The 25,471-nt window shown below is 40.8% G+C and carries 24 protein-coding genes; 1 reads left to right on the top strand and 23 read right to left on the bottom strand.

Going from position 1 to position 25,471, the window contains the following annotated elements; translation table 11 throughout:
• Nucleotides 1-209: 209 nt before the first annotated feature.
• The 19 genes from OC530_RS06340 to pbp2b form a co-directional block, all read right to left on the bottom strand.
• Nucleotides 210-2,918, bottom strand: coding sequence for an FtsX-like permease family protein (locus OC530_RS06340; protein WP_262080629.1), 2,709 nt, complete (start codon nucleotides 2,916-2,918; stop codon nucleotides 210-212).
• A gap of 1 nt (nucleotide 2,919) precedes the next feature.
• Nucleotides 2,920-3,621, bottom strand: a complete 702-nt coding sequence (locus tag OC530_RS06345) for an ABC transporter ATP-binding protein (RefSeq protein WP_262080631.1) — start codon at nucleotides 3,619-3,621, stop codon at nucleotides 2,920-2,922.
• A gap of 120 nt (nucleotides 3,622-3,741) precedes the next feature.
• The gene (locus OC530_RS06350) at nucleotides 3,742-4,434 is read right to left on the bottom strand and encodes a phosphoglycerate mutase (RefSeq protein ID WP_000240129.1); all 693 of its coding nucleotides are present in this window, start codon (nucleotides 4,432-4,434) and stop codon (nucleotides 3,742-3,744) included.
• A 238-nt stretch (nucleotides 4,435-4,672) separates the two neighbouring features.
• The gene (locus tag OC530_RS06355) at nucleotides 4,673-5,149 is read right to left on the bottom strand and encodes a hypothetical protein (protein ID WP_262080638.1); all 477 of its coding nucleotides are present in this window, start codon (nucleotides 5,147-5,149) and stop codon (nucleotides 4,673-4,675) included.
• 13 nt (nucleotides 5,150-5,162) lie between these two features.
• The gene (locus tag OC530_RS06360; RefSeq protein WP_000837844.1) at nucleotides 5,163-5,543 is read right to left on the bottom strand and encodes a hypothetical protein; all 381 of its coding nucleotides are present in this window, start codon (nucleotides 5,541-5,543) and stop codon (nucleotides 5,163-5,165) included.
• Between the two features lie 401 nt (nucleotides 5,544-5,944).
• A complete protein-coding gene (gene ileS, locus OC530_RS06365; RefSeq protein WP_262080641.1) occupies nucleotides 5,945-8,737 on the bottom strand; it encodes an isoleucine--tRNA ligase in 2,793 nt (930 codons plus the stop codon).
• Nucleotides 8,738-8,988: 251 nt separating this feature from the next.
• Nucleotides 8,989-9,870: a DivIVA domain-containing protein gene (locus OC530_RS06370; RefSeq protein WP_316043871.1), complete on the bottom strand. Its 882-nt coding sequence runs from the start codon at nucleotides 9,868-9,870 to the stop codon at nucleotides 8,989-8,991.
• 8 nt (nucleotides 9,871-9,878) lie between these two features.
• On the bottom strand, nucleotides 9,879-10,664 hold the full coding sequence (locus OC530_RS06375; RefSeq protein ID WP_262080643.1) for an RNA-binding protein: 786 nt from the start codon (nucleotides 10,662-10,664) through the stop codon (nucleotides 9,879-9,881).
• Nucleotides 10,661-10,924, bottom strand: coding sequence for a YggT family protein (locus OC530_RS06380; protein ID WP_262080645.1), 264 nt, complete (start codon nucleotides 10,922-10,924; stop codon nucleotides 10,661-10,663). The genes OC530_RS06375 and OC530_RS06380 overlap by 4 nt, the downstream gene beginning before the upstream one ends.
• Nucleotides 10,924-11,463 carry a cell division protein SepF gene (locus OC530_RS06385; RefSeq protein ID WP_262080647.1) on the bottom strand — a complete coding sequence of 180 codons (540 nt, stop codon included), beginning with the start codon at nucleotides 11,461-11,463 and terminating at the stop codon, nucleotides 10,924-10,926. Before OC530_RS06385 ends, OC530_RS06380 begins: the two co-directional genes overlap by 1 nt.
• 9 nt (nucleotides 11,464-11,472) lie before the next feature.
• Nucleotides 11,473-12,144 (bottom strand): YggS family pyridoxal phosphate-dependent enzyme, encoded by a 672-nt coding sequence (locus OC530_RS06390; RefSeq protein ID WP_262080649.1) that lies wholly within the window; start codon nucleotides 12,142-12,144, stop codon nucleotides 11,473-11,475.
• Nucleotides 12,145-12,148: 4 nt separating this feature from the next.
• Complete coding sequence (gene ftsZ / locus OC530_RS06395) at nucleotides 12,149-13,408, bottom strand: cell division protein FtsZ (RefSeq protein WP_219566217.1); 1,260 nt, start codon at nucleotides 13,406-13,408, stop codon at nucleotides 12,149-12,151.
• A 16-nt stretch (nucleotides 13,409-13,424) separates the two neighbouring features.
• A complete protein-coding gene (ftsA, locus tag OC530_RS06400; RefSeq protein ID WP_262080652.1) occupies nucleotides 13,425-14,798 on the bottom strand; it encodes a cell division protein FtsA in 1,374 nt (457 codons plus the stop codon).
• 214 nt (nucleotides 14,799-15,012) lie between these two features.
• Nucleotides 15,013-15,717, bottom strand: a complete 705-nt coding sequence (locus OC530_RS06405) for a TIGR02206 family membrane protein (RefSeq protein WP_023946156.1) — start codon at nucleotides 15,715-15,717, stop codon at nucleotides 15,013-15,015.
• Nucleotides 15,718-15,807: 90 nt separating this feature from the next.
• Nucleotides 15,808-16,419, bottom strand: coding sequence for an NUDIX hydrolase (locus OC530_RS06410; RefSeq protein ID WP_262080656.1), 612 nt, complete (start codon nucleotides 16,417-16,419; stop codon nucleotides 15,808-15,810).
• Nucleotides 16,406-17,779, bottom strand: a complete 1,374-nt coding sequence (gene murF, locus OC530_RS06415; RefSeq protein ID WP_262080658.1) for a UDP-N-acetylmuramoyl-tripeptide--D-alanyl-D-alanine ligase — start codon at nucleotides 17,777-17,779, stop codon at nucleotides 16,406-16,408. The genes OC530_RS06410 and murF overlap by 14 nt, the downstream gene beginning before the upstream one ends.
• 83 nt (nucleotides 17,780-17,862) lie before the next feature.
• On the bottom strand, nucleotides 17,863-18,906 hold the full coding sequence (locus OC530_RS06420) for a D-alanine--D-alanine ligase (RefSeq protein WP_262080660.1): 1,044 nt from the start codon (nucleotides 18,904-18,906) through the stop codon (nucleotides 17,863-17,865).
• 176 nt (nucleotides 18,907-19,082) lie between these two features.
• Complete coding sequence (gene recR, locus OC530_RS06425; protein ID WP_084667701.1) at nucleotides 19,083-19,679, bottom strand: recombination mediator RecR; 597 nt, start codon at nucleotides 19,677-19,679, stop codon at nucleotides 19,083-19,085.
• A 10-nt stretch (nucleotides 19,680-19,689) separates the two neighbouring features.
• A complete protein-coding gene (pbp2b, locus tag OC530_RS06430) occupies nucleotides 19,690-21,747 on the bottom strand; it encodes a penicillin-binding protein PBP2B (protein WP_262080667.1) in 2,058 nt (685 codons plus the stop codon).
• 192 nt (nucleotides 21,748-21,939) lie between these two features.
• Between pbp2b and OC530_RS06435 the strand changes: the two genes are divergently transcribed.
• Nucleotides 21,940-22,791 carry a MurR/RpiR family transcriptional regulator gene (locus OC530_RS06435; protein ID WP_262080669.1) on the top strand — a complete coding sequence of 284 codons (852 nt, stop codon included), beginning with the start codon at nucleotides 21,940-21,942 and terminating at the stop codon, nucleotides 22,789-22,791.
• A gap of 61 nt (nucleotides 22,792-22,852) precedes the next feature.
• Here OC530_RS06435 and OC530_RS06440 read toward each other — a convergent pair whose 3' ends face one another.
• The 4 genes from OC530_RS06440 to OC530_RS06455 form a co-directional block, all read right to left on the bottom strand.
• Nucleotides 22,853-23,203, bottom strand: coding sequence for a type II toxin-antitoxin system RelE/ParE family toxin (locus tag OC530_RS06440; RefSeq protein ID WP_262080671.1), 351 nt, complete (start codon nucleotides 23,201-23,203; stop codon nucleotides 22,853-22,855).
• Nucleotides 23,193-23,480: a hypothetical protein gene (locus OC530_RS06445; protein ID WP_247952699.1), complete on the bottom strand. Its 288-nt coding sequence runs from the start codon at nucleotides 23,478-23,480 to the stop codon at nucleotides 23,193-23,195. The genes OC530_RS06440 and OC530_RS06445 overlap by 11 nt, the downstream gene beginning before the upstream one ends.
• A gap of 96 nt (nucleotides 23,481-23,576) precedes the next feature.
• Nucleotides 23,577-24,461, bottom strand: coding sequence for an ROK family protein (locus tag OC530_RS06450; RefSeq protein ID WP_262080674.1), 885 nt, complete (start codon nucleotides 24,459-24,461; stop codon nucleotides 23,577-23,579).
• A gap of 17 nt (nucleotides 24,462-24,478) precedes the next feature.
• Complete coding sequence (locus tag OC530_RS06455) at nucleotides 24,479-25,396, bottom strand: dihydrodipicolinate synthase family protein (protein ID WP_001281522.1); 918 nt, start codon at nucleotides 25,394-25,396, stop codon at nucleotides 24,479-24,481.
• Nucleotides 25,397-25,471: the final 75 nt, after the last annotated feature.

The following is a 25,471-nucleotide window of genomic DNA, read 5'->3' on the forward strand; positions in this document are numbered from 1 at the left end:
AAAAAATCCTCTGTCACAAAGAGTTTCCTGCTCTTTGAAACGGAGGATTTTTGTTTACGAGTAAATACAAGTTCAATCAGATAAGAACAACTACCTTATACTCTTCGAAAATCTCTTCAAACCACGTCAGCTTTATCTGCAACCTCAAAGCGGTGCTTTGAGCAACCTACGGCTTGCTTCCTAGTTTGCTCTTTGATTTTCATTGAGTATTACTCTACAGATTTCAGGGCTTCAAGCATATCAACCTTTCTCAGATGATGATTGACAAAGAAACCAAGTACGGTCAAAATGGTGCTTACTGCTACCACTGGGATTACATAGACTTCCCAGCCTACCTGCGGATAAAAGAGAATAGTCGCAGGCGAAATCATTTGAATCAAAAATTGGTGTAAATAGAAACCAGATACCAAACCAAGTACGATTCCCACAAGAGACAAGACAATCGTCTCACGGTAAATGTAGAGGGTGACCTCATTATTATGAAAGCCGAGAACCTTGATTGTGGAGAGTTCTCGGATTCTCTCAGCCACGTTGATATTGGTCAGATTGTAAAGGATAACAATAGCCAACAGAACCGATACGATGACCAAGATGGTCATGGTCTGATTGAGTGAGTTAGCGACGGAGTCAAAGAGGCGAATGGCTGAAGCATTTTGAACGACGCTGGACACCGCAACCTGATTCATAAGCAAACCTGCCTGCCTTTCAATACTAGTAGCACTAGAATCCTTTAGCGAGATCAGATAAGTGTTGGCTTGGGGTAGCTGTCCGTAAAGTTGCTCATAGTCAGTCTGACTCATATAAATAAAATGACCAACGTAGTTCTCAGCAATAGCAGCGACCTTTAGCTTCTTACCTTCAATTTCTAGAGTCTGTCCAACCTTGACACCTGCCAGCTGGGCGAGTTTAGCTGTAATAACGACGCCATCTTTTAATGTCAGCTCCTGCTGATGATTTTGCAGATGAATAAAGGGAATCAAATCCTCCTTCTCTGTCATCATAAGGGTAATTGTCTGAAGACCAGCCTTACCTTTGAAATCCTTGTCTAGCGTCTTAGAATAGATTTTCTGGTAGGCTTTGATGTTCTGCCCTTTCAACACTTCTTCTAGATTTGCCTTATCCTGATTGGTCGCACTAGGATTTTCAGAGACAATCATTTGATACTGTTGGATTTGTTGAAACTGTTTAGACGGAACTCCTGCTACAGAGGATTGGATTCCCAAACCTGCAAAGAGCAGAGCGACTGAACCTGCCACACCAAAAATCGTCATCAACATCCGCTGTTTATAACGGAAGATATTGCGGGCTGTTACCTTATGAGTAAAACTAAGACGGCGCCAGATAAAACCGATGCGCTCCAGTAAGATTTTAGCTCCTTTGACAGGTGGTTTAGGTAGTAAAAGCTGGGCTGCTTCGTCATGAAGTTCCCTACGAGCTACCAAGTAGGCTGGTAACACACTCGCCAACCAACTCAAGACAAGAGCCAGTAAACTATAAGTCCAATAGAACTGAATCTGGGTTTCTCCCACTACCATGCCTTTTGTAATGACACTTGAAATCACACTAGCTAGTAAATAATGGCCAAGTATACTACCTAGAGCTGTTCCGACAGTCCCAGCTACTAGACCATAGAGGAGAAATTTAGCGATAATATCCTTACTGCGATAACCCAAGGCCTTAAAGATACCTGCATGTGTTCGCTCTTCATCTACAAAGCGAGTCATGGTTGTAAAGGTCACCATGGCTGCTACGCCATAAAGCACTACAGGAAAGATATTGCCCACTGCACGAATACTGGCTGAAGCATTGCTATACATGAGGTAGCCTTGACCACCTGGCATGGTTTGCCGATTATAGACTTGATACCTTGGTTCCGCCAAATCATCCAAGACTTGCTGATGTTTTTCTAGTTTTTCCTTTTCTTGGGCTAGATTTTGTTCAGCCCGCTTTAGTTTGTCCTCTTCCTTGCTCAATTCCTGCTTGGCTTGGGTAAGTTGAGCACTAGCATGCTCTCTCTGAGCTTGAGGAAGCAAGGCTAGTTGACTTTCCTGAGCCTGTAAACGAGCTTGAGCAGCTGCCAGACGACGCTTGCCTTCCTGTAAATTAGTCTCAGCCTTGTCAAGGGTCTCTTGGCCTTTGTCTAGAGACTCTTGTCCTTCTTTTCTCAAGACTTGCAGACGTGCCTTGCCATTATCTGACAAAGCTTGTTCTAGGTCTTCCTGATGCTGTTTGGATTTTTCTTCATAAGCAGCTGAGAAAGCATTTAATCCTGCTAAATCTTGATATTTCAAACGAGCTATATTGTAGACTTTCTGATCAAACTGACTAGGTAAAATCACCCCATAGGCTGTCAGAGTCCCACTTCCACTCCCTGCGTAGCCCATATCTCGCTGGGAGAGGATTTCAGCCGAATCCACAAAACCAGTAATGGTATAAGTATGGTCTTTTAAAGAGGAATGACCCTCTTCTTTTTCTTTAAAACTAATCTCCTGTCCCACGCTGTATTGGCCTTGCAAATGAGTGGCCAAAGCGATTTCCTTGTCTGACTGAGGAAGTCGTCCCTCTCTTAGCTGAAAGGTTGAAATTCGCTCTGGTTTGGAATATAACCGAATAGCATCCTGCCCATTCTCCATAGTCACATCTGTCAAATAGCCAAACTCAACCTCTGCACCCTCTATCTGTTCTAATTCTTGTTGATCTGCTTGATCCAAACCATAGTTAGACATGACTGCCAAATCCAAAGTTTGAGCAGTTGTTAAATAAGCATTGGCAGTTGCCTCCATGTTGGGGCTGGTTACTTTGAGGCCTACTAGGGCTAAAGAACCCAACATCATCAAGGTTAAGATGGATAAAAAACGCCCCTTGGAGCCTGTGAAGGACTGAATTAAGTCCTTCCAATAAGTTTTTCGCTTGATCATGCTAGTACTCCAAACTGTCGATATCCTGAGGATGCTGGTTCATCACCACATCCTTGACACTGGCATCGTGCATATGAATCACGCGATCAGCAATGGGCGCCAAAGCTCCATTATGAGTCACGATGATAACAGTTGCTCCCTTTTGACGAGACATATCTTGGAGAATTTTCAAAACCTGTTTGCCCGTCTGATAATCCAAGGCTCCAGTCGGTTCATCACAAAGGAGAATTTTAGGATTTTTGGCTACCGCGCGTGCAATGGAGACTCGCTGTTGCTCCCCTCCAGAAAGCTGGGCTGGGAAATTATTGAGACGATGAGTCAGACCTACATCTGTCAAGACCTGCTCAGGATCCAAGGCATCTGTCACGATTTCTGAAGCCAACTCCACATTTTCCTTAGCGGTTAGATTGGAAACTAGATTATAAAACTGAAAAACAAAACCGACATCATTTCTACGATAATTGGTCCTCTGGTGGGAACTATAATCTGCAATATTGACCCCATCAATCCAAATCTCCCCTTCATCATTGGTATCCATGCCCCCAAGAAGATTAAGAATCGTTGACTTGCCTGCACCAGATGCACCTAAAATAATAACCAATTCACCCTTTTCAATCTCAAAATCCACATCGCGATTAGCCACAATCTCCGTGTCCCCAACCTGATAACGCTTGTAACAGTGTTTCATCTCAATATAAGCCATAAAACCCACCCTCTCTCAAACAAATTACTTCATATTACCATTATAACGCTTTTTCAACTAGTTGGAAACCAGAAGCAAAAACAAAAAATCCTAGGAATTTCTAGGATTTCTGTTTATAAATTATTTTCCAAGGTAGTATTCAGAAACGACGTTCAATTTTTCGTCGAATTCGAATACCAATGGTGGGAAGTTAGGGATTTCCACGTCCATGATTTCGTCATCTGACAAACCTTTGATGTGTTTTACAAGGGCACGGATTGAGTTACCATGAGCTCCTACGAATACGTTTTTACCATCTTTAAGAGCTGGAGCGATTTTATCTTCCCAGAATGGAAGGGCACGTTCCAAAGTCACTTTCAAGTTTTCAGCATCTGGGATAACTGAGTCGTCAAGTGAAGCGTAACGACGGTCTGTGTGAGCTGAGTGCTCATCATCACGGTCCATGTTTGGAGGCAATACATCGTATGAACGACGCCAGATGTGAACTTGCTCATCACCAAATTGTTCAGCAGCTTCAGCTTTGTTTTTACCAGTCAAACCACCGTAGTGACGTTCGTTCAAACGCCATGATTTTTCAACTGGAACCCACAATTGGTCAGAAGCTTCAAGAGCCAAGTTTGTTGTTTTGATAGCACGTTTCAATACTGAAGTGTATGCTTGGTCAAATTCGATACCAGCTTCTTTGATCAATTTACCAGCGTCAATCGCTTGTTGTGTACCTTTTTCAGACAAATCAACATCAGCCCAACCAGTGAAAAGGTTAGCTTTGTTCCATTCAGACTCACCGTGGCGAGCAAAAACCAATTTTACCATTAGATGGATTCTCCTTTAAATTTTCCGAGGTTTTCCCTCGTTTATCTATTCTATTTTACACAATTTTTCACAAAAAAGCTAGTCAAAACCAAAAAGGAACCGACTGTTTGGCAATCACATTGTTTTTGGTTGTTTCTATTCTATCTTCATTATTTAACCTTTAAAAAACACCCCAATTTCTAACATTTGGGGTGTAATTTAACCAATTATTCTCAATTACTACAAAAAAATTTCTATCTTACTGTAGTTGAGATGTCAAAGTTTTCAACTGTTTTTGCAAATTGTCTCTAAAGTCTTTCAATTGTTGAGACAATTTTGATTTATCATCTTCCTTGATCTCAGTTGACCCTAGCAAATCATATATTTTTTTCTGCGCATCGAATAATTTTTGAGTTGACTCTTTTAGTTTAGTAAACGACTCATTATTTTCCATAGCTGTGCCTTTGAAACTTTCCTCAGCTTTAGTAAAATAATCATCAAAAATCTTTTTATAAAGATCTATATAATCTGCATAAGTGCGCATTGATTCAATCGCATCGTCTGTTACAACTGGTGTATCGAAAGTGTTTGCTTCTTTTGAGCTATTAGATGTTGCTACTGTCTTCTCATCATTACTTGTTGAAGCAGTCTTTGAACTTTGTGCTCCACATGCAACGAGAAGAGAAACAGATAATAGAACTATTCCTAGACCGATAAACTTTTTTGTTCTTTTCATGCTAAAATACCTTTTATTCTTCTGATTTGAATTTCTTCAATGTTGCAAGGAATAGAGATCCTCCAATAATAGCAAGAATCCCCCCAACCCATCCTAAGAATGGAATGAGACTAACTCCACCAGAAACAATCATTAGTACAGACGGAGCTGCACCTACACGATTATCTCCTTTATAGTAAACAATAGCAATGATACCAAGAACAAGATTTGCAATCTTCAAGGCATTCAAGAGTAAGGCAACACCTGAAACAGCCCCTGCAGTAGCTCCTCCATTAAGAGTTGTAGCAGCTGTATTTACCGCTGTTCCCAACAAGACAAAAGGACCAATAAGAAGTAAAATTCCTCCCACAAGACCGACGATACCACTAATTAAAGCAAGTGTTTTTGATTTCATAATAAAATCTCCTTTTTATTTTTTTCAAATAAAATTGTATCATATTTGCTAAAAAAAAAAAAGCATTTTCTGATATTATAAAATAAAAATTTGCATAATATGAAATAAAATATCATACTGTTCAGAAATCAAAAACCACTATACAAATTTATTATTTTAAAAATGTGATACAATTTACCAACCTTATCCGCAATATCAAATTCGTATCTTATCTTACTACTGTTAGCTTGCTAAGTTTCTCTTTGATTCTTGTTGAGTATAAAAAGTCACACCTCGCAAATTTTCAAAATAAATAAAAAGGCATCATATCAGGTGTTCAAAAACGTGATACAATGCGTTTTATAAATTATAAAATTAGTTGTCTTTTCTTCTCAAATTGAGTTTTCCTTAGACTCTTTAACTTATTTCTCTTCAAATCCTTCTGCGACTGCGTCCGCAAAGTTTTCTTCTACGATGCTTGCACAGTGGTCACAGATAACTGCCTGGTAGCTGCGTTCTGCTGTTGTTGGGTCAATACGACGGCAACGGTCACAGACTTGGCCTGCAGCGCGTTCAACAGTGAAGGCTACATCTTCGAAGCTAACGGCAGCTTCTGGAGCTGGTCCTTCTGCGATGGTCAATTCAGACACAATCAAAAGTTGAGCTACATTGCTGTTTACTGCTTCGAGTAGAGTTTTCACAACTTCATTTGGATAAACTGTCAAGTGAGCTTCAAGTGATTTACCGATTACTTTTGCATTACGAGCTTCTTCCAAGGCTTTTTGAGCTTGTCCACGGAAGTCCATGAAGGCAGCCCATGTATCCAAGATTTCTTCTTGGTTAGCAAAAGTTTCCGCTTCTGGCAATTCTGACAATTGAACGAAGTCTTCAGCTTCAAACTCAAGATATGACCAGATTTCTTCCGCTGTGTGAGGAAGGATTGGTGTCAAGAGTTTGGTTATTTTGACAAGAATGTCATAGAAGACAGTCTGCATTTGACGGCGTTCCAGTGATTTGGCACCTTCGATGTAAACAACATCTTTGGCAAAATCAAGGTAGAAGGCTGACAAGTCAACGTTGATAAAGTTCACCAAGGCCTTATAGATTGTCAAGAATTCAAAGTCCGCATAGGCATCACGAATGGTCTTGACAAGCTGGTTAAAGCGAATCGTCATGTACTTATCAACTGAGCGAAGCTCTTCGTATGCTACTGCGTCTTGAGCTGGGTTAAAGTCAGATGTATTGGCAATCAAGAAACGAAGGGTGTTACGAATCTTACGGTAAGTTTCAGAGACTTGGCTCAAGATATCCATAGAGATACGCACGTCGTTGCTTGAATCCACACTTGTTACCCAGAGACGCAAGATTTCTGCACCAAATTGTTTTTCAACATCGCTTGGAGCAATGGTATTTCCAAGAGATTTAGACATCTTCTCACCTTTCCCATCAAGGGCAAAACCTTGTGACAAGATTTGTTTGTAAGGTGCTACACCATGGTTGGCAACAGATGTGATGAGTGAAGAGTTGAACCAACCACGGTACTGGTCAGAACCTTCTAGGTAAAGGTCTGCTGGGTAAGTCAACTCTGGACGGTTTACCACAACCCCATTCCATGATGAACCTGAGTCAAACCAAACGTCCATGATGTCTGTTTCTTTCTTGAACTCGCCATTTGGTGAACCTGGGTGGCTAAATCCTTCTGGCAAGAGGTCCTTAGCATCACGTTCCCACCAAATACTTGAACCATGTTCCTCAAAGAGTTGAGCCACGTGTTCAATCGTTTCAGCAGTCATAATTGCTGTACCGTCTTCAGCATAGAAGATAGGAAGTGGAACACCCCAAGCACGTTGACGAGAGATAACCCAGTCGCCACGGTCACGAATCATATTGTAAAGACGGACTTTACCCCATTCTGAGTGGAATTTCACTTTTTCAATTTCGTCCAAGATTTCTTGGCGGAATTTAGAAACTGAGGCAAACCATTGTGGAACTGCACGCCAGATGATTGGTTTCTTGGTACGCCAGTCAAATGGGTATGAGTGAGAGATTTCTTCTTGGGCAAGAAGGAGGTCACCAAGTTTTTCGATGACAGTTGGAACCACCTTGTCATAGAATTGACCTTCAAACTCAGCGCCAGCATTAGCCATCATGATACCACGTTCGTCAACAGTAACTGCGACTTCAAGACCATTAGCAATACCAACATTGTAGTCGTCCTCACCGAAACCTGGGGCTGTATGGACAATACCTGTACCAGAGTCAGTTGTAACGTGGTCACCAAGGATAACCAATTCATCTACAGCTATATCCCATGGGTGTTCTGTTACGATGTGGTTGAGTTCTTGACCACGGTAAGTTGCTAAAACTTGCACATCAGCCCAGTCAAATTTCTCAGACAAGCTAGTCAACAATTCTGCAGCAACCACAAACTTACGAGCTTCACCAGCAGGTTGAACCAAAACGTAATCAATATCTGCACCAACAGTCAAACCACGAGAAGCTGTGATGGTAAATGGAGTTGTTGTCCAGACTACGATGTAAGTATCTGTATCTAGAACACCTTTGCCATCTTTTACCTTGTTGGCATAGTAAAGAGAAGTTGAAACCAAATCATGGTATTCAATCTCCGCTTCAGCAAGGGCTGACTCAGATGACCAAGACCAGTAAACTGGTTTTGCACCACGGTAGATATAACCTTTATTAGCCATCTCACCAAATACACGAATTTGAGCTGCCTCATAGTCAGGAGTCAAAGTCACATATGGATTTTCCCAGTCACCAGAAACACCCAAACGTTTAAAGTCTTCACGTTGTTTATCTACTTGAGAAAGAGCGTATTCACGACAAAGTTTCAAGTACTCAACCAAGTCCATTTCTTTACGTTTGACACCTTGTTTTGCCAAAACTTGCTCGATTGGCAGACCATGAGTATCCCAACCTGGGATAAATGGTGCGTAAAAACCTGACATTGATTTTGAACGAACAATGATATCTTTTGAAATCTTGTTCATAGCGTGTCCAACGTGAATATTTCCGTTCGCGTATGGAGGGCCATCATGCAAGGTGAAATGAGGTTTTCCTTGGTTCAATTCTTGACGACGTTGGTAAAGTTTTGCATCTTCCCATTCCTTTTGCCAAACTGGCTCTTTAGTAGGAAGGCCTGCACGCATTGGGAAGGCTGTTTTCCCAAGGTTAAGGGTATCTTTGAGTTTCATGGTATCTCCTTTATAAATAATAACAAATTAAAAACCACGACTGCCAAAAAGGACGAAAATCGTGGTACCACCTTTATTCGAAAAAAGACTCAGCTTTTTTCCTCTTATCCCGTAACGTGGGGAACGTCAAATCTTACTAGCTTCAGACTTGAGTTTTCGAGAGGATAATCTTATCAATAGGGATTACAGGACTCACACCATCTCCTGCTCGCTGGAAATATAAGGATAAGATATTGTTCTCACATCGTTTCTTATAAAATTGTAACGGATTCTTGCGGTGCTTCAAATCCTGGTGCTGAATCAAACGTTTCTGTAGCTGGTGTTGGACCTGTCGGATGCACTGGAGCTACTTCTGGTTCTTCGTACATTGGACCAACTGGATGAGCAGGCTCTTCTTCAATTTGAGGACTCACTACAGGAGTTGGATTTTCCACTTCCTGTTTAGCCTGAGCTTCAAATTCAGCCAATTCTTTATTGGCTGCCTCAATACGAGCTTGTAACTCTGCCATTTCTGCTTGAGAGAACTGACGTGTCATATCAATTGGTTCTTCCTCAATTGGAGCTGGAATCGGTTCTCCAAGTACTTCGCTAACCACTTCTTTAAAAGCTTCATCACTGGTTTGAAGATAAGTCGCTGTTGGACGGAGAATATCTTCCCAATCTGAAGATTCAACAATAGCCAACTGGCTCTCAATTGTAGATTTAAGACGTTGGTGGAAGACACGGCTCTTGTTCTTCAATTCTTCTGTTTCAACGGCAACTTTCTTAGCATTGTCTGTTGCTTGACGAAGAATCTCGTTTGCCTTATATTTAGCTTCTTCCAACAAGCGTTGCGCATCTTGCTCTGCTTGGTGAACGATATTGTTTGAACGTTCATGTGCCGCTTGTTTCACTCGCTCAGCTGTGTCTTGGGCAATCAATACAGACTGGCTCAATGAATCTTTCATTTCGTCAAAGTAAGACAAACGCTCTTCTAAACTCTTAATACGTAAATCTTTATCATGATTCGCACGAACAAGATCTTCGTAATCACGAACCACAATATCTAAAAATTCATCGACTTCTTCTGGATCAAAACCTCTGAATCGAGTTCCAAAGGTCTTGTCCTTTATTTCTAATGATGTAATTGGCATTCTATTCCTCACTTACTTAATAATAACTGGACGGTTATTTTTTTCTTCTCTTTTTTTGTTTGTCCCTTATCTTGAAGCAATCTCAAGCGCCCAAATTTTCTCACACTAATCAAGTCTCCAACTTGAACAATATAATCTGATTTGTCTACCACATGATAATTTACTTGGACAAGTTTCTTTTCAATCAACTGGTTTGCCTGATTCCTAGATAGTTTCAAAACATTTGATAAAAGAACATCTAATCTAAAACTAGACACACATAAATCCAGCTCTCGATACTGTTCTAGCTTATCTATTTTCTCGGTGAAAGGACGTTCCTCCAGCGAAACGGGTATACGGCCAATTTTCTTTAATCCATCTTGAAATAGAAGAAGAAACTGCTGATTAATCATAATCTGCGCCCGTTCTTCATCTACTAGGATATCTCCAAAAAGTTTCCGTTCAATCCCTAATTGATTGATGACTGTCCCTAAAATCTTAGCATGCGTTAAGTGTTCAAATTTATTGGAATACACTATTTCCTGGAGAGATATTTCAAAATCTGAAAACTCTGGCTGGAAATAATCTGGGTATAATAAAACTCGAACATACTCACTCGAGACGAATTCCCCACTACTGCTACAAGCAAGACCATAGGTTTTGGCCAAAATCTTTAATAGCTTCTCCTGATGAGGATTGATAAAAGGAGTTAAAAAAGGAGCATAGCTATCTTCTACCTTCTTTATCCATTCCATTCCCTTATCCAGAAAAGGACGATCTTCTACGGAGAAATGCTGGTAAATCCCTTTATTCATCCTATCATCGTCAGAAAACGGACTAGGTTTTCTCCTAAAAATCGAATCAAAACAATCGCAACCCAAACAGATAAATCAAGACCTGCTATCTGTAAAGGCAGGCGTTGCAAAGGAGCAAGCACCGGTTTTACCAACGCTACAATCCAACGACCCAAACTTGATTCGTAGGCACCTGGAAACCAAGACATGACAGCAAAGGCTACCAAAATCAGGGAGTAAATATCCACTGCATTATAAATCATACGAATTAAAAAAATCATTATCGTACTCTATTTCGTCTCATATCAAAATCAAACTCACCATGTTGATCTTCATCTGGTAAACGAATATCTTCAATATTCACAATAACATTCACTGGTGTCAACAGATACATGGTAGAAGCTACCTTTTTCAAATTTCCAGCTAGAACGTGGCAAGCCCCATCTAGATAATCTAAACAACGACGAGCTTGCACTTCAGTCATATATTGAAAATCAATCAAAATACTTTCGTTTCCTGCTAATAAATCAACAATTTCTATCGCATCTTCATATTTTCTAGGATAACGAACATCAATTGTTACTTTTTCAGTAGAATGCTGATTTTGCTTTGCTAACTCTTGTTGACGTGCATGCAGTCTAGTAATATTATTTTCTTGTGTACTATTTGTGCGTGGTGGTTGATTCATTGAGAGAGCCTTTTCCTGTGTAGAATTTACTGGAGTTAAAATAGGCTCATCTCGTTTTTCATTAGGGAGACTTAGGTCCTCATCCTCCGTAAAATAATCTATAAATCTATCGAATCTATCTTTTAAAGACATGGTTCTCTCCTACTTAAAAAATGCTGTACCTATGCGAACAAAGGTGGAACCGAATTGAATCGCTTCTTTATAATCACGACTCATTCCCATACTTAACTCGGCCATAGGCATATTTGGAATTTGTTTTTCTTGGATTTCTTTTTGTAAATCTTGTGTCGCCTTGAAAATTTCTTTCAACTGCTCACTGCTAGCCTCAAAAGGTGCCATCGTCATTAAACCAACATATTCAATCTTATCTAGTCTGGCTAACTCTGGCAAGATTTCCAGCAGTTCCTCTCTCGAAAAACCGTGTTTGCTTTCTTCTTTAGAAATATTTACCTGAAGGAAACACTTGATGACTCGGTCACTTCTTTTTTGAATTTCCTCTGCTAGCTTGACTGAATCCAAGGCATGGAAATAATCAACGTATTGAATGACATCTTTCACCTTACGTCTTTGCAAGGTACCAATCAAATGCCAAGTCACATCTCGATCTTTTAAAGTTTGATATTTCTCTAGAAACTTATCTACACGATTTTCACCGATATGATGAACCCCTAGCGGAAGCAAGGCTTCCGCTGTCGGTACATCTACATACTTGGTAACTGCAATGACAGAGACTGAGCCACTCTCGCGATGAGCACTCAGACTTGCTTCTGCGACTTCTCGAAAAACACGTTCTGTATTTTCTTTTACATTCATTTACTTAACGATTTTTGAAAAATGGAGGTGTATCCAACTCATCTTCATCTTGTGAATTTGGAATTTCAAAACGTTCTACCGGTGACACTACTGAATCAGTCGGACGAACAATTGTCTCGCGACGTAAATCCCAATCACCAAAAGCAGAGCCTTGAGCTTGTTCCGAGCGACGTTGATTTTGTTTTGGCAATTCAGCTGTTTCTGCCATATCAAAATGACGATCAAAGCCATGTGAATGAGCTGATTTCACTGTCTCACGGTAGTTAGTAGTAGGTCTAGCTTGTGGAGCTACTACCTTTTCTACGCGGTCTTGACGAACACCCGTTGCAACAACTGTTACACGGATCTCATCACGCATACTTTCATCAATTGAAGTACCTAGCCAGATGTTTACTCCTTGTCCTGCTGCCTGGTTCACAATTTGTGAAGCCTCTTCTGCCTCAATCAAGGTTAAGTCAAGACCACCAGTTACGTTGACAATCACATCTTCTGCTCCATCAATTGTTGTTTCAAGAAGTGGAGAGTAAATTGCCTTACGTGCTGCTTCAACAACACGTTCTTCTCCACTACCGATACCAATACCCATGAGAGCATTCCCTTTATTTGCCATAACTGTTTTCACATCGGCAAAGTCAAGGTTAATCAAACCAGGATTTGTAATCAAATCGGTAATTCCTTGCACACCTTGGCGAAGTACGTTATCTGCCTCACTAAGAGCTTCAAGAAGTGGAGTTTTCTTATCAACAATTTCAAGCAAGTTGTTGTTTGAGATAATCAATAGAGTATCTACATGCTCACGAAGCTGATTGATTCCTTCTACAGCAAATTGTCCACGTTTGCTTCCTTCAAAACCAAAGGGACGTGTTACAACACCAACTGTAAGAGCACCCAAATCTTTGGCGATACGAGCAATAACAGGAGCAGCTCCAGTTCCAGAGCCTCCTCCCATACCAGCAGTGATGAAGACCATATCTGCGCCACTGATAGCTTCCGTCAGTGTTTCTTCGCTTTCTTCAGCAGCTTTACGACCAACCTCAGGTTGACCTCCTGCACCCAAACCACGAGTCAATTTAGGTCCCAACTGAATAACAGTCTCAGCTTTTGTACTACTCAATGCTTGTACATCTGTGTTTGCTGCGATAAATTCTACGCCTGTAACACCTTCGTCGACCATACGGTTGATGGCATTGCCACCGCCTCCACCGACACCAATTACTTTAATCACTGCACCTTGAGCAGCAGCTGTATCAAATGAAAATGTCATAATTTATTTTTCCTCTTTATTCGTCAAACATGCTTCCGATCAAGCCACGGAAACGATCTGCTAATTTCGGTTTATTTTGTGAAGTCTGTTGAAAATCTGCAATTTGTTCTGCAGGAGCTACAGGCTCTACTTCTGGAGCAGGAGCTGGTTGAACAGGCGTTGATTGTACAAACTGAGCTGTTTTCTGAATCATTCCCCCAAAACTAAGCGGTTGTTGAAATAATCCTTCATCACCCTTGACTGCTTTTTGAGCCAAAAGATTGACTTCTGTCAATTGTCCAGCAAATTCTGATAAACTAATCACATGCGCAAAGGCCGGATTGCGAATACCAACTTGGTTTGGAACATAGAGTTTGACACGAACGCCAAAGACTTCTTGAGCCAATTCTACCATACCCGGTAAAATAGCATTTCCACCGATCAAAACAATTCCACCAGGAAGATCCAATAAATGTCTTCTGTCTAAGTCTTGTTTGATTTGTTCAAAAATATGCTTAATTCGTGCAGAAATAATCTCTGACAAGTAATTTTCTGTTACTTCAACAGGTTCTACTTCCCCAATAACTTCTACTTGGAATGTTTCTTTACTTGCAAGAGGAGGGAAAGCCTCTCCATAGTTTAATTTCAATCCTTCAGCCAACTTCTGAGAAGTTTTCAAGACTTTAGAGATATCCTTAGTTACATAATCTCCGCCTTCTTGGAGAATATTGGTAAACTGGAGTTCTTGGTTACGGATTGTAGCAACAGTCGTCTGGCCTGCCCCCATATCAATCACTGTCGCACCAAATTCACGTTCACCTTCGTTCAAAACTGATTGAACCATTGCTAGTGGTGAAATAATAATATTTTCAACCTGAACACCTGCACGCTCAACCGTCTTACGCAAATTGTGCAAGATAGTACGAGGGCCTGTATAAAGCAAGCCACGCATTTCAAGGCGAACCCCCATCATGCCACGTGGATCACGAATCCCTTGGAAACCATCCACAATAAATTCCTCAGGGATGAATGTGATAACCTCACGATCAGGTGTCATACTCTTAGTCAAAGCTGATTTGACAACATTTTCAACATCTTGATCCGTAATTTCCTTGGTATCAGATGTTACTGGAATCATCCCTTGAGTTGGTTCTACCTGCAGAAGATTACCAGGTAAGCCGACATTCACTGATTTAATCGAAATGCCTGCCTTTTCTTCCGCTTGGGAAATAGCTGATTTGATAGCAGTTGCTGCTGCATCAATATCAACTATAATTCCATCCTTTACACCCTTACTTTTGGCATTACTTACACCAATTACATTAAGTTCACCATTTCTCTGCTCGGCTACAAGCACCTTGACAGAGCTTGTTCCAATATCTAGACCTGTAAAAAAGCCTTCTCTAGCCATTACATCGCATCCTCTCTCTTCCAAGTTTCAAACTTCTATTCAATATAGCTAAAATAGGGCATAGCTATTCACAGAATATTATAACACAAAAAATCCAATCGTGCTTAGTTTTTCCTAAATTTACTTACCATTTTTTCACATTCTTTCCTTAGATTTTTTTATTTTCCAAACAAGTTATAAAAAATCAGATTTATGAAAAAAAGAAAGCTCATTTCTAAGCTTTCTTTGCAATCATTTTTTCTGCTTCTTGTTCTAAAAATAGTTCCAAGATTTTCTTTGTTAACGTAATCGCTGCTGATAAGGCCAGGGAAACGATTAAATAATTAGCTACTAAGCCATGGTCTCCAACCAATGGTGGTTTTGTCAAGAATCCGTAATCTCCACCTGTTACTAAATTGACCACAAAAATCAAGGCATTTAGTGCAAAGGTCATGAGAAAAATTCCCTTCACATCCAACAATCGCGCGTTATACTGTCTCAATAGATAAACTAGAGAGTTCCCCAAGAGAGCTAAGTGGCCAAAGATAAAGGATAAAATCGCAATATGCGGGAATGGATAAGGATCTGGCACTGGATAAACAAAGGCAGCTAATGTCCCAAATGTTCCTAGTAATGCAAAATACTGCCTATATTTAGACTGACCAGGAAGCAAGAGCACCACAAACATAGCCATACGGCAATGGTAAAAGGGTAAACTTTCTGACAGTGGCATATGATTGACCCCATACCAACCATAAAGAAGGATTAACTGAACGGCCTGCAAGATTTGGAAAAATCGTTGGTAAACCTTCTTTTCACGATAACGATAGGCTGTATAAAAGGTCAAGGCCAAGAGTGTAAATATACTGACATACCAATAAAGATCAAACTTGGGTGGCTCTGTTGCTTGGGTCGTAAAGAAAATATCCCATAAATTCATCTAGTATTCCTCATGATTCAAAATTTTCCTGCATTTTATTATACCATGCTATTTGTCAAAAATGGATTTAGAAATACGATAATCATCTTCTTAATCAAGATATTGCTCCCTCTGACCTTGATAAACCTGCCAAAGAAGCTCTATTTGCTCCTTGGTAATGCGTTTTTCAGATAAGGCTGGCAGTTGGTCAATGGCAAAAAATTGAAGGTCAGCAATTTCTTGATTTTTTTGGAATTGTCCATCAAGAAGCTTACATTCAAAAACAAACTTTGCATATTGCTTGCTCTGTAGTTGGAAACGATTTGTATCAAAAACAGCTAGTAGTCTTTCTACTTTAGCTTCAAAACCGGTTTCTTCTTCAATTTCCTTGAGAATATTTTCTGTTGGAGAATAGCCGACTTCACCAAAACCACCTGGCAAAGCCCAATCATTCTCTCCTTGTCCCCTAACCAGACAAATTTTTTCATCCTCAACTATCCAAGCACGGACGTCCATTAACGGAGTCGCATAAGCGGAGGTCGGTTTCAAGAGTTCTGCCACTTCGTCTGCATCAAGGTCTGATACCTGATTCAACATTTCAGATAACAGACTTCGCAAGTCTTCGTAGCACTCACGGTCAACAGGATCCTTTGTAAAGGTTAGTCCAGTATCTGTAAGAGCAATCATTCTTTGAAGATACTTAGCAAAATCACTTGTCTTCATTTTCTAAACTTTCTACCAACTTAGCTAGATTCATAGAGTTAGAGCCTTTGAGCAAGATTTGGTCATTAGCTCCAAGGCTTTCCTTGACCTGCTTAACTAGGTCTTCAAATTGGTCCTGGTCTTCTGTTTTCTTGAAGTAGTAAACGTGGCCGATTGGGAACATTTGACTGGCAAGTTGGGCCAATTCAGCAATATCTTCCCCATAGAAAATAACTGTATCAAGCACATCTGGGGAAAGACTTAAAATCATCTGGTTATGGAGCTGAACAGACTGGTCACCGAGTTCCTTCATGTCTGCCAAGACAGCGATTTTTTTGCCACCTTCGTTGGCTGGAATGGCAGAGAAAGTCTCCAAAATTAACTTCATAGCAGTTGGATTGGCATTATACACATCCGATAGGATATCTGCTCCATTGGCTGCTTTCTTCCATTCGGTACGGTTACGCGTCAATTCAAGATTTTGGAAGGCCAAACGAATTTGCTCCTCTGACACTCCTTCTTGCAGGGCAACATAGGATGCAATCATAGCATTAGTGGCATTGTACTTACCAGTCACTGGCAAATCAAGGGCTTGTTCCAAGAAATTAGCCTTAAAGGTCAAACTATCCTTGCGCTCAATCAAGTCTGTAATTTCCAACTCTGCTCCTTGCCCAAAACGGACTACCTTTTTATCGGTTGGCAAGTAGTCCTCTACAATCGGGTCGGCTGGTGCCAAAAGCAAGGAACCTGAAGCCATACCATCTGCAATTTGCATTTTTCCTTTGGCAATTTCCGAGCGGTCTTTGAAAAATGCCAAATGAGCTTCCCCCACCAAGGTCACAATGGCTGTTTTTGGACGAGCCAATTCTGACAAGAGATGAATATCTCCCAAGTGATCCTGTCCCATCTCCAAGACCAACTTTTCTGTTCCTTCAGGCATATGGAGAACTGTGTAAGGAAGGCCAATCTCGTTATTGTAGTTTCCTTGTGTTTTGTAGGTTTTGTAGGTTATTGAAAGCAAGTGAGCTAACATATCCTTGGTCGTTGTCTTGCCATTTGAACCCGTAACCGCAAAGACATCAACAGCTGTTTTTTCAAGATAGTAGGCTGCTAGTTGCTGAAAGGCAGTTAGAACATCATCTACTAGAATGTAAGGATGATTTGCGACCTTTTTCTCAGACAAGGTTACTGCTGCACCATTTTCAAAGGCTGTTTCGATAAAGTCATGACCGTCACGCGCACCTTTGAGGGGGACAAATAAATTTCCTGCCGCAATCAAACGACTATCAAACTCAGCATTTTCCAACTGAGCATCCTCAAAGATGCTGATATCATTTTTAGCTCCTACAACTTGAGCCACTTCATAGATTGTTAATTTCATTTCTACTCCTTTAAAAAGGGTCGAAGCTCGAGAACTTTAGTCACCTTACAGTGATGGTTCTGGCTTCTACCCTCTCTTTCATTTTATAGCAAATGCGCTTCGCGCTTGTCAAAACTTTCCTTGGCAAGGTCAACCAAACGTTCTATTAAGTCTGGGTAGCTGATTCCCATATTTTCCCAAAGTAGTGGATACATTGACCACTGGGTGAAGCCTGGCATGGTATTGAGCTCGTTGAGGAAAATCTCTCCCTTGTCTGTATAGAAGAAATCGCAACGAGAGAGACCAAGACCACCAATGGCACGGAAGGCAGTTTCTGCATTTTGACGCATAACCGCTACCACGTCATCACTAATTTTGGCTGGAATGTCCATGGTAATCTTGTTATCAATATACTTGGCATCGTAGTCATAAAAGGCAACATCCTTGACTACTTCTCCTGGCAGCGTGCTCTTGACATCGTAGTTGCCCAAGAGACCAATCTCGATTTCACGGGCATTCACTCCTTGTTCTACCAAGACACGGCTATCATATTGGAAGGCAAGTTTCAAAGCTTGACGGAGTTCTTCTTGGTTTTCAGACTTAGAAATACCCACACTAGAACCCATGTTTGATGGTTTTGTGAAGACTGGATAAGTCAATTTTTCTTCCACTTCAGCGATTTTAGCAGTCACATCATCCCCTTCAACGATAGCCACATAAGGAACTTGGGCAATACCAGCAGATTCTAACACACGCTTGGTCGTGATTTTATCCATGGCAAGACTGGATGACAAGATATTACAGCCGACATAAGGCATTTTCAAAACTTCCAAGAATCCTTGAACAGAGCCATCTTCTCCCATCGGACCGTGAAGAACTGGGAATACCACTGCACCTTCTTCGTAGATAGCACTTGGTGCAACTTTCTTATCCCAATCAATGGTCGCATTGGTCATGAGACGGTCCTCTTGACCTGGAGTCTGACTAAATTCCTGCGTTTTGATAAAGTCTCCTGACTGACTGATAAAGAAAGTCTTAACTGTGAAACGGTCGTAATTGACCGCACGCATGACACTTTCCGCTGAAAGGACAGAGACTTCGCGTTCCGCACTCCGTCCACCATATAAAAGAATAATCGTTTGTTTCATATTATTTGTCCTAATTCTACTAGAATACTCGCTCTTTAGTATATCATATTTGCTTGTTTTTTTAAAACTTGAACCTGATCCTACTCATCACACTATACAAAAAGAGGCCGATAGGAACGATTTTCAGCCTCCTTGATTTTTTTATAAATGAATGGAGTTCGTAAATTTGTCTAGACTTACAACTCTGTTCGATTTTCAATAGCCCGTAAGAGTGTGACTTCGTCCGCATACTCGATATCTGCTCCCACAGCGAGGCCTCGTGCCAGACGAGTGACCTTGATCCCAGCTGGCTTGAGTAAGCGTGAAAGATACATGGAAGTCGCTTCCCCATCTGCTGTGGCATTGGTTGCTACGATTACTTCTGAAACCTCACTATCCATAAGACGAGTCATAAGACTCTTAAGGTTGATATCATCCGGACTAATTCCATTCATGGGTGAAATCAACCCATGCAATACATGGTATAACCCATGGTATTCCTGAATATTTTCCATAGCAGCAACATCTCGGCTATCCTCCAGAACCAGAATCGTAGACTGGTCACGGCTAGGATCGGTACAGATAGAGCACGGGTCTTCATCTGTTAATCGTCCACAAATAGAGCAATAGGTCAATTCTCGCTTAGCTGCAAGGAGATTTTTTGCAAATTCATTGACGTCGTCATCTGACATCCCAATGGTATAAAAGGCTAGACGGGTTGCTGTCTTAATCCCAATACCAGGAAGTTTGGAATAACTGTCAATCAACTTAGCAATAGGTGTTGGATAAAGCATGGCTTCCTTTCTAATTCATTGGATGGTGTTGGTTGTATAGATTGATAATGTCGCGAGCAATTGCTGGCCCAACATTTTTGGTTAAATTGGTATTATGAGGAAAGACTACTGCAACTGCAATTTGAGGATTTTCTGTTGGAGCATAGGCCACGGCATTGGTATTATTAGCTTCTTGACCACCAGCTACATAGCTTTCACCTGTACCGGTCTTACCACTGATAGAAACAGTGGCGCCATCTGAAAACGCCCGTCCTGTCGTAAGGGGACTAGTTCCATGCGATACTTGGTAAAATCCTTGGTGCAAGATTGCCATATCTGATTCAGAAATATTGACCTTGTTGATTTCCTTGGTATCTATTGCTTGGATTAATTCCCCAAGGCCACCCTTATCATTGTTGTCGTATATTCCCTCGACAATATGTGGAGCTAGACGAACACCATTGTTAGCAATAGTTGCAACGTACTGGGCTAATTGCATCGGTGTGTAGTTATCAAACTGGCCAAAAGCATTAGTAATGAAATTGGCAAAGTTATACTCTTTGGGAACCAATCCAGTAGATTCATCTGGTAGGTCAATCCCAGTCGCAGAACCCAAACCATATTCACCAAAGGTTGAACGCAATTTCCCCATAGCAGACTCTAGATTGCTGGTGCCGACAAACATATTGGGTTGATAGGTCTGGCCCATGATTCCAAGAGCGGTTTGAACCACGTAAGCATTGGATGAATACTCCAAGGCTTCCACAGCTGTAATAGGAAAAGATCCATATGCCAATTTATACCAAGAATAAATTGGAGCTGAACCTTGGAAAACAATAGGCTGATCTGTTAAGGTTTGGTTTCCTGATAAAACACCATTTTCCCAACCTGAGCTGATGGTAGCGGCCTTAACAACCGAACCTGGGACAAAGACATTGGTTACCGTTCCCAAGGAATCAGGAGTCAACTCTCCCGTTTTCAGGTCATGTTTGAGTCCTGACATAGACAAAACAGCACCTGTTTTGGGGTTAAGGGCGACTGCATACACACCCTCAGAATACTTGGCTCCACCATTTCCTAGCTCGGAATTGAAATAACTTTTCAGCAAAGCATCCACGCTATCTTGGAAGGCCAAATCAATGGTCAGCTTGATATTGTTTCCCTTACTACCTTCCTCAAGTGTATCCACGCTTTCCATGTTGCCATATTTGTCCAGATGGATTTCTTTTACCGAGCGTTTCCCTTGTAAGGTCTCTTCATATTGCTTTTCCAAATAGGAGGTTCCAACACGGTCATTTAGAGAATAGCCTTTTTTAAGATAGGCTTCTGCTTCTTCCGCTGGGAGACCAGCTTTTTCACTGGATACACTCCCTACTATAGAAGAAAGGGAAGTTTCCAAAATCTTTCGATCCCAAGAAGTAGAAATACTAATGCCAGGCATCTCCTTTGAAATAGAGGCAATAACAGCCACCTGAGAATCATTTAGAGGATCTGTCGCAATGGTTCCTGTCGCAAAGTTTCCAACAGCATTTAACTGACTAAAAAGATAGATTTCTTTCTTTTCATCCTCTGTATAGTTTAGTTGACTTGTTGGGACACTATCGACCGCATTGTTATACAGTTCTGATTCGGATAGGCGATTGCCATCTGAATCCAAGCGTTTCTCACTCGGAAGGGCTTCCACCGTCTTTTTATAGATTTCAGGATCAGCCAAATAATAATCAGCCAGCTGGCGTTCTGTCAAATTTGGCGAACTGATGCTCACATAAGTCAGTAACTTTTTAGCTATTTCTTTTAAGTCTGTAGCCGTCATTTTATTGCTACGCGTAAAGGAAACAACCTGTTTTAACGTATTTTCTACCAAAGGTTTTCCACTAGCATCATAGATTTCCCCACGGGCAGAACTGGTTGTGACCTTGGTCTGACTAGCTGAGGCTAGCTTTTTTTCATAAAAATCCTTGTTCAAAACCTGCATATACAACAAACGACCAATAATGGTCATAAAGAGTAAAATGACGATTGAAAACAATAAATTAAGCCGAATCGGAATCGAATGGCTGTTAAATTTTCTCATACAAATCAGTCTCATTTCTAACTTAAAATCTTACTCTTAATTGTACCATAATTTGAGCAGAAAATTATGGAAAAGAAAGAAGCTTTTTTCGTTTTTACAGTAAGATACGTTTTTATTTATCCATCCCTATATTATATGTTATAATGAATGTAAAAGTTCAATAATCTAGCCTTTTTCCAATACGACTCACTTAAAGGAGCCTTTCCCATGGACAAACCAGATATATCAACTGTCATTGATTTACATTTTGAAGAAATGACAGACCTAGAGCAAGAAATCGCTCATTATTTTTTACAAGCAGAAACAATTGCAGATGATTTATCTTCTCAACAGGTCACTCAAAAATTACATATCTCCCAGGCTGCTCTGACCCGCTTTGCTAAAAAGTGTGGCTTTACTGGCTACCGAGAATTTATTTTCCAATACCAACATCAGGCAGAGAAACAAGACACCCATTCTCACAAACATAGTCCTTTAACCAAACGAGTCCTCAGAAGCTATAGCAATATGAGGGAACAAACACAGGACTTGATTGACGAAGTCCAACTAGAACGAATTGCCCAGCTAATCGAAGATGCTGAGCGTGTCTACTTCTTTGGAACAGGGAGTTCTGGCCTTGTCGCCCGTGAAATGAAATTGCGCTTCATGCGTCTGGGTGTGGTCTGCGAGGCTTTGACAGACCAAGACGGCTTTGCTTGGACAACCAGCATTATGGATGAGAATTGTCTAGTACTCGGTTTCTCACTTTCTGGTACAACACCTTCTATTTTAGATAGTCTATTAGACGCTAAGGAGATGGGGGCAAAGACTGTACTCTTTACAAGTGTTCCCAATAAAGATAGTCTAGTCTATACAGAGACTGTTCTTGTAGCCACCCACAGCCAACCCTCCTACATCCAACGAATATCCGCTCAACTTCCTATGCTCTTCTTTATCGATTTGATTTATGCCTACTTTTTGGAAATCAATCGCGAAAGCAAGGAAAAAATCTTTAATAGCTACTGGGAAAATAAAAAACTCAACGGCTATCGTAGACAAAAACGTGTCAGAAAATCCTAGTTTGGCTCAGCCAAACTAGGATTTTTATTCATCACCAAACACACCTCTTCTAGACTATGAATTAGTCGTATCTTGACTTAGTCTTAAATAATTTCATGTAATCACTTTTTGAAGGAAGTAAATAAGCAAGTCTGACTGTATCCTCAACAATTGTATATAATACGATGTAATCCTTACTCAAGGTCAATCCTCGCGTTTGGTAGAGAGGATCTAATTTCTTACCAAATTTTTCATCGGCATCAAATCCAGCTTGGGGGAAAATTTCTAAACGATTAATATCTTTTCTGATACTCGCCACTTTTCGTCTCGCAGCATCTACAGAACCGATTTCCTCTGCTATATACTGATATATTTTATCCAGACTATCAATCACTCTAGGAGAATACAAAATCCTATATCTTTTATAATCCATAGCGTGTCACGACATCCTCATCTGTCAAGTAATTTCCAGCCTCAATCTTGGCATAACTTTCTTGAACTTCTGCTTGTAATTGTCTAAACAAATACTCCTTCTCTAATTCCTCTTCACTCAGTAAATCTACTTCATTTGTTACGGCAACATTCTTTAAAAATAATCTAAGTGCCGATGAAAGAGAGAGATTTTTTTCTTTTAACACTTCCATGGCATCATTTACCAATTCCCTATTAGCTTGGAAGGTCACAATTTTATTTGAATTTGCTATAGCCATTTTATATAGCTCCTTTATATATTTTCTTTATTATCTCACAATTATAAAGAAAGTCAAGGGAACTTGATTAGAAAATCCTAGTTTGGCTGGGCCAAACTAGGATTGTTTTGTCTTAAAATGATAGTAGGCACCCAACATACCTGCTGTATTTTGGTGATGGGCAAATTCTAATCGTGTTTTTTCAGCTAGGCTTGGTACCAAAGCATCTTTCAAAGCTTTTCGAATTTTAGGCTTGAGGATAGCCTCTTGCCCCATGATACCACCACCGAGAATGACTACTTCTGGATTGGCAACATAGCAAATATTTGCCAGACCTTTTCCTAGATAGTCTACCATGCGGTCAATACCAGCCATACAAATCTTGTTGCCTTCAGTGGCTTCCTTAAAGATGCGTCGGCCATTCCACTGATCAACTGGATCTCCATGACCTGCTGCTACATACTCCACCAATGCTGTCGTAGAAGCCAAATCTTGGAAATCTCCATCCTGCATATGCATATAACCGACTTCGCAGGCTGAATTGCTAAAACCATGGAAGACTTTCCCATCCATAATCAAGCAGCCACCAATGCCGGTTCCAATGGTCAAGCAAAGAGTGACACTCGCTCCTTTGCCTGAACCAGATACTGCCTCAGCCAGACCTGCACAGTTGACGTCATTCTCAATTTCACAAGGAATAGTAAAGCTAGTCTCGATTTCCTTCTTGAACTGGGTGCCTGCGTAGTTAGGGATTTGAGGCCCAGCATAGAAAATTTCACCCTTATCTGGATCCACCATCCCAGCAGAAGAAATAGCAACTCCTGCTACTGGGCCTTTTTCTAAATAGCTGGCTACGATATCTTTGGTCTTTTGTAAGATATGAGGTCCACCCTTATGCGCCTCTGTTGGCATTTCATGCGATTCAACAAGTTGGCCTTCTTGGTCAATCAAACCATATTTGATATTTGTTCCACCGATATCAATTGCAACATAGTGTGTCATAAATACCTCCTTATGGATTAGAGGAAGCGCTCCTTGGTTTCGCGAATCAAGGCTGCAGCTGCTTCTACAACTGGACGATCTTCTTCAGTAACTGGCGTCAATGGTGAACGAACAGACCCAATATTCAAGCCTTCATTGATCTTCAAGACTTCCTTAATCACACCGTACATATTTCCATGTGCAGCAGTGAGTTTACCAATGATAGCGTTGATAGCATACTGCAATTCACGCGCTGTTTCCAAGTCTTTATCCGCAATCAACTGATTGAGTTTCAAGAAGAGTTCTGGCATCGCACCATAAGTACCACCGATACCAGCTTTAGCACCCATGAGACGGCCACCTAAGAACTGTTCATCTGGACCATTGAAGACGATATGGTCTTCTCCACCGAGGCTGACAAAGGTTTGGATATCTTGAACTGGCATTGAAGAATTTTTAACACCAATAACACGAGGATTTTTCAACATTTCTGTGTAGAGACTTGGAGTCAAAGCAACACCTGCTAATTGAGGAATGTTGTAAATCACGTAGTCTGTGTTTGGAGCTGCAGAACTAATATCGTTCCAGTATTTGGCAACTGAGTATTCTGGTAAGCGGAAGTAAATTGGTGGAATCGTCGCAATGGCATCTACACCCAAGCTTTCTGCATGGCGAGCTAGTTCCATACTATCTTTGGTATTGTTGCAAGCAACGTGAGCGATAATAGTCAATTTACCTTTGGCAACTGCCATGACTTCTTCCAAGATTAATTTGCGGTCTTCAACGCTTTGGTAGATACATTCACCAGAAGAACCATTGACATAAAGACCTTGAACACCTTTATCAATGAAGTATTGAACCAAGGCACGTGTGCGCTCTGGACTTACTTCTCCTTGTTCATCGTAACATGCGTAGAAGGCTGGAATGACACCTTCGTATTTTTTTAAATCTGACATAGATTTTCTCCTGTTATTTTTATTTTCTGCTAAAGCAGATTCTTTCTTTACTTCTTTAGTATACACTTTGCCGAA

This window comes from Streptococcus sp. Marseille-Q5619 (assembly GCF_946901205.1).
Taxonomy (GTDB): Bacteria; Bacillota; Bacilli; order Lactobacillales; family Streptococcaceae; genus Streptococcus.

Bases quoted from the DNA above. Each gene is read 5' to 3' on its own strand.
- OC530_RS06340 (WP_262080629.1), bottom strand. From the start codon at position 2,918: ATGATCAAGCGAAAAACTTATTGGAAGGACTTAATTCAGTCCTTCACA.
- OC530_RS06345 (WP_262080631.1), bottom strand. From the start codon at position 3,621: ATGGCTTATATTGAGATGAAACACTGTTACAAGCGTTATCAGGTTGGG.
- OC530_RS06350 (WP_000240129.1), bottom strand. From the start codon at position 4,434: ATGGTAAAATTGGTTTTTGCTCGCCACGGTGAGTCTGAATGGAACAAA.
- OC530_RS06355 (WP_262080638.1), bottom strand. From the start codon at position 5,149: ATGAAAAGAACAAAAAAGTTTATCGGTCTAGGAATAGTTCTATTATCT.
- OC530_RS06360 (WP_000837844.1), bottom strand. From the start codon at position 5,543: ATGAAATCAAAAACACTTGCTTTAATTAGTGGTATCGTCGGTCTTGTG.
- ileS (WP_262080641.1), bottom strand. From the start codon at position 8,737: ATGAAACTCAAAGATACCCTTAACCTTGGGAAAACAGCCTTCCCAATG.
- OC530_RS06370 (WP_316043871.1), bottom strand. From the start codon at position 9,870: ATGCCAATTACATCATTAGAAATAAAGGACAAGACCTTTGGAACTCGA.
- OC530_RS06375 (WP_262080643.1), bottom strand. From the start codon at position 10,664: ATGAATAAAGGGATTTACCAGCATTTCTCCGTAGAAGATCGTCCTTTT.
- OC530_RS06380 (WP_262080645.1), bottom strand. From the start codon at position 10,924: ATGATTTTTTTAATTCGTATGATTTATAATGCAGTGGATATTTACTCC.
- OC530_RS06385 (WP_262080647.1), bottom strand. From the start codon at position 11,463: ATGTCTTTAAAAGATAGATTCGATAGATTTATAGATTATTTTACGGAG.
- OC530_RS06390 (WP_262080649.1), bottom strand. From the start codon at position 12,144: ATGAATGTAAAAGAAAATACAGAACGTGTTTTTCGAGAAGTCGCAGAA.
- ftsZ (WP_219566217.1), bottom strand. From the start codon at position 13,408: ATGACATTTTCATTTGATACAGCTGCTGCTCAAGGTGCAGTGATTAAA.
- ftsA (WP_262080652.1), bottom strand. From the start codon at position 14,798: ATGGCTAGAGAAGGCTTTTTTACAGGTCTAGATATTGGAACAAGCTCT.
- OC530_RS06405 (WP_023946156.1), bottom strand. From the start codon at position 15,717: ATGAATTTATGGGATATTTTCTTTACGACCCAAGCAACAGAGCCACCC.
- OC530_RS06410 (WP_262080656.1), bottom strand. From the start codon at position 16,419: ATGAAGACAAGTGATTTTGCTAAGTATCTTCAAAGAATGATTGCTCTT.
- murF (WP_262080658.1), bottom strand. From the start codon at position 17,779: ATGAAATTAACAATCTATGAAGTGGCTCAAGTTGTAGGAGCTAAAAAT.
- OC530_RS06420 (WP_262080660.1), bottom strand. From the start codon at position 18,906: ATGAAACAAACGATTATTCTTTTATATGGTGGACGGAGTGCGGAACGC.
- recR (WP_084667701.1), bottom strand. From the start codon at position 19,679: ATGCTTTATCCAACACCTATTGCTAAGTTGATTGACAGTTATTCCAAA.
- pbp2b (WP_262080667.1), bottom strand. From the start codon at position 21,747: ATGAGACTGATTTGTATGAGAAAATTTAACAGCCATTCGATTCCGATT.
- OC530_RS06435 (WP_262080669.1), top strand. From the start codon at position 21,940: ATGGACAAACCAGATATATCAACTGTCATTGATTTACATTTTGAAGAA.
- OC530_RS06440 (WP_262080671.1), bottom strand. From the start codon at position 23,203: ATGGATTATAAAAGATATAGGATTTTGTATTCTCCTAGAGTGATTGAT.
- OC530_RS06445 (WP_247952699.1), bottom strand. From the start codon at position 23,480: ATGGCTATAGCAAATTCAAATAAAATTGTGACCTTCCAAGCTAATAGG.
- OC530_RS06450 (WP_262080674.1), bottom strand. From the start codon at position 24,461: ATGACACACTATGTTGCAATTGATATCGGTGGAACAAATATCAAATAT.
- OC530_RS06455 (WP_001281522.1), bottom strand. From the start codon at position 25,396: ATGTCAGATTTAAAAAAATACGAAGGTGTCATTCCAGCCTTCTACGCA.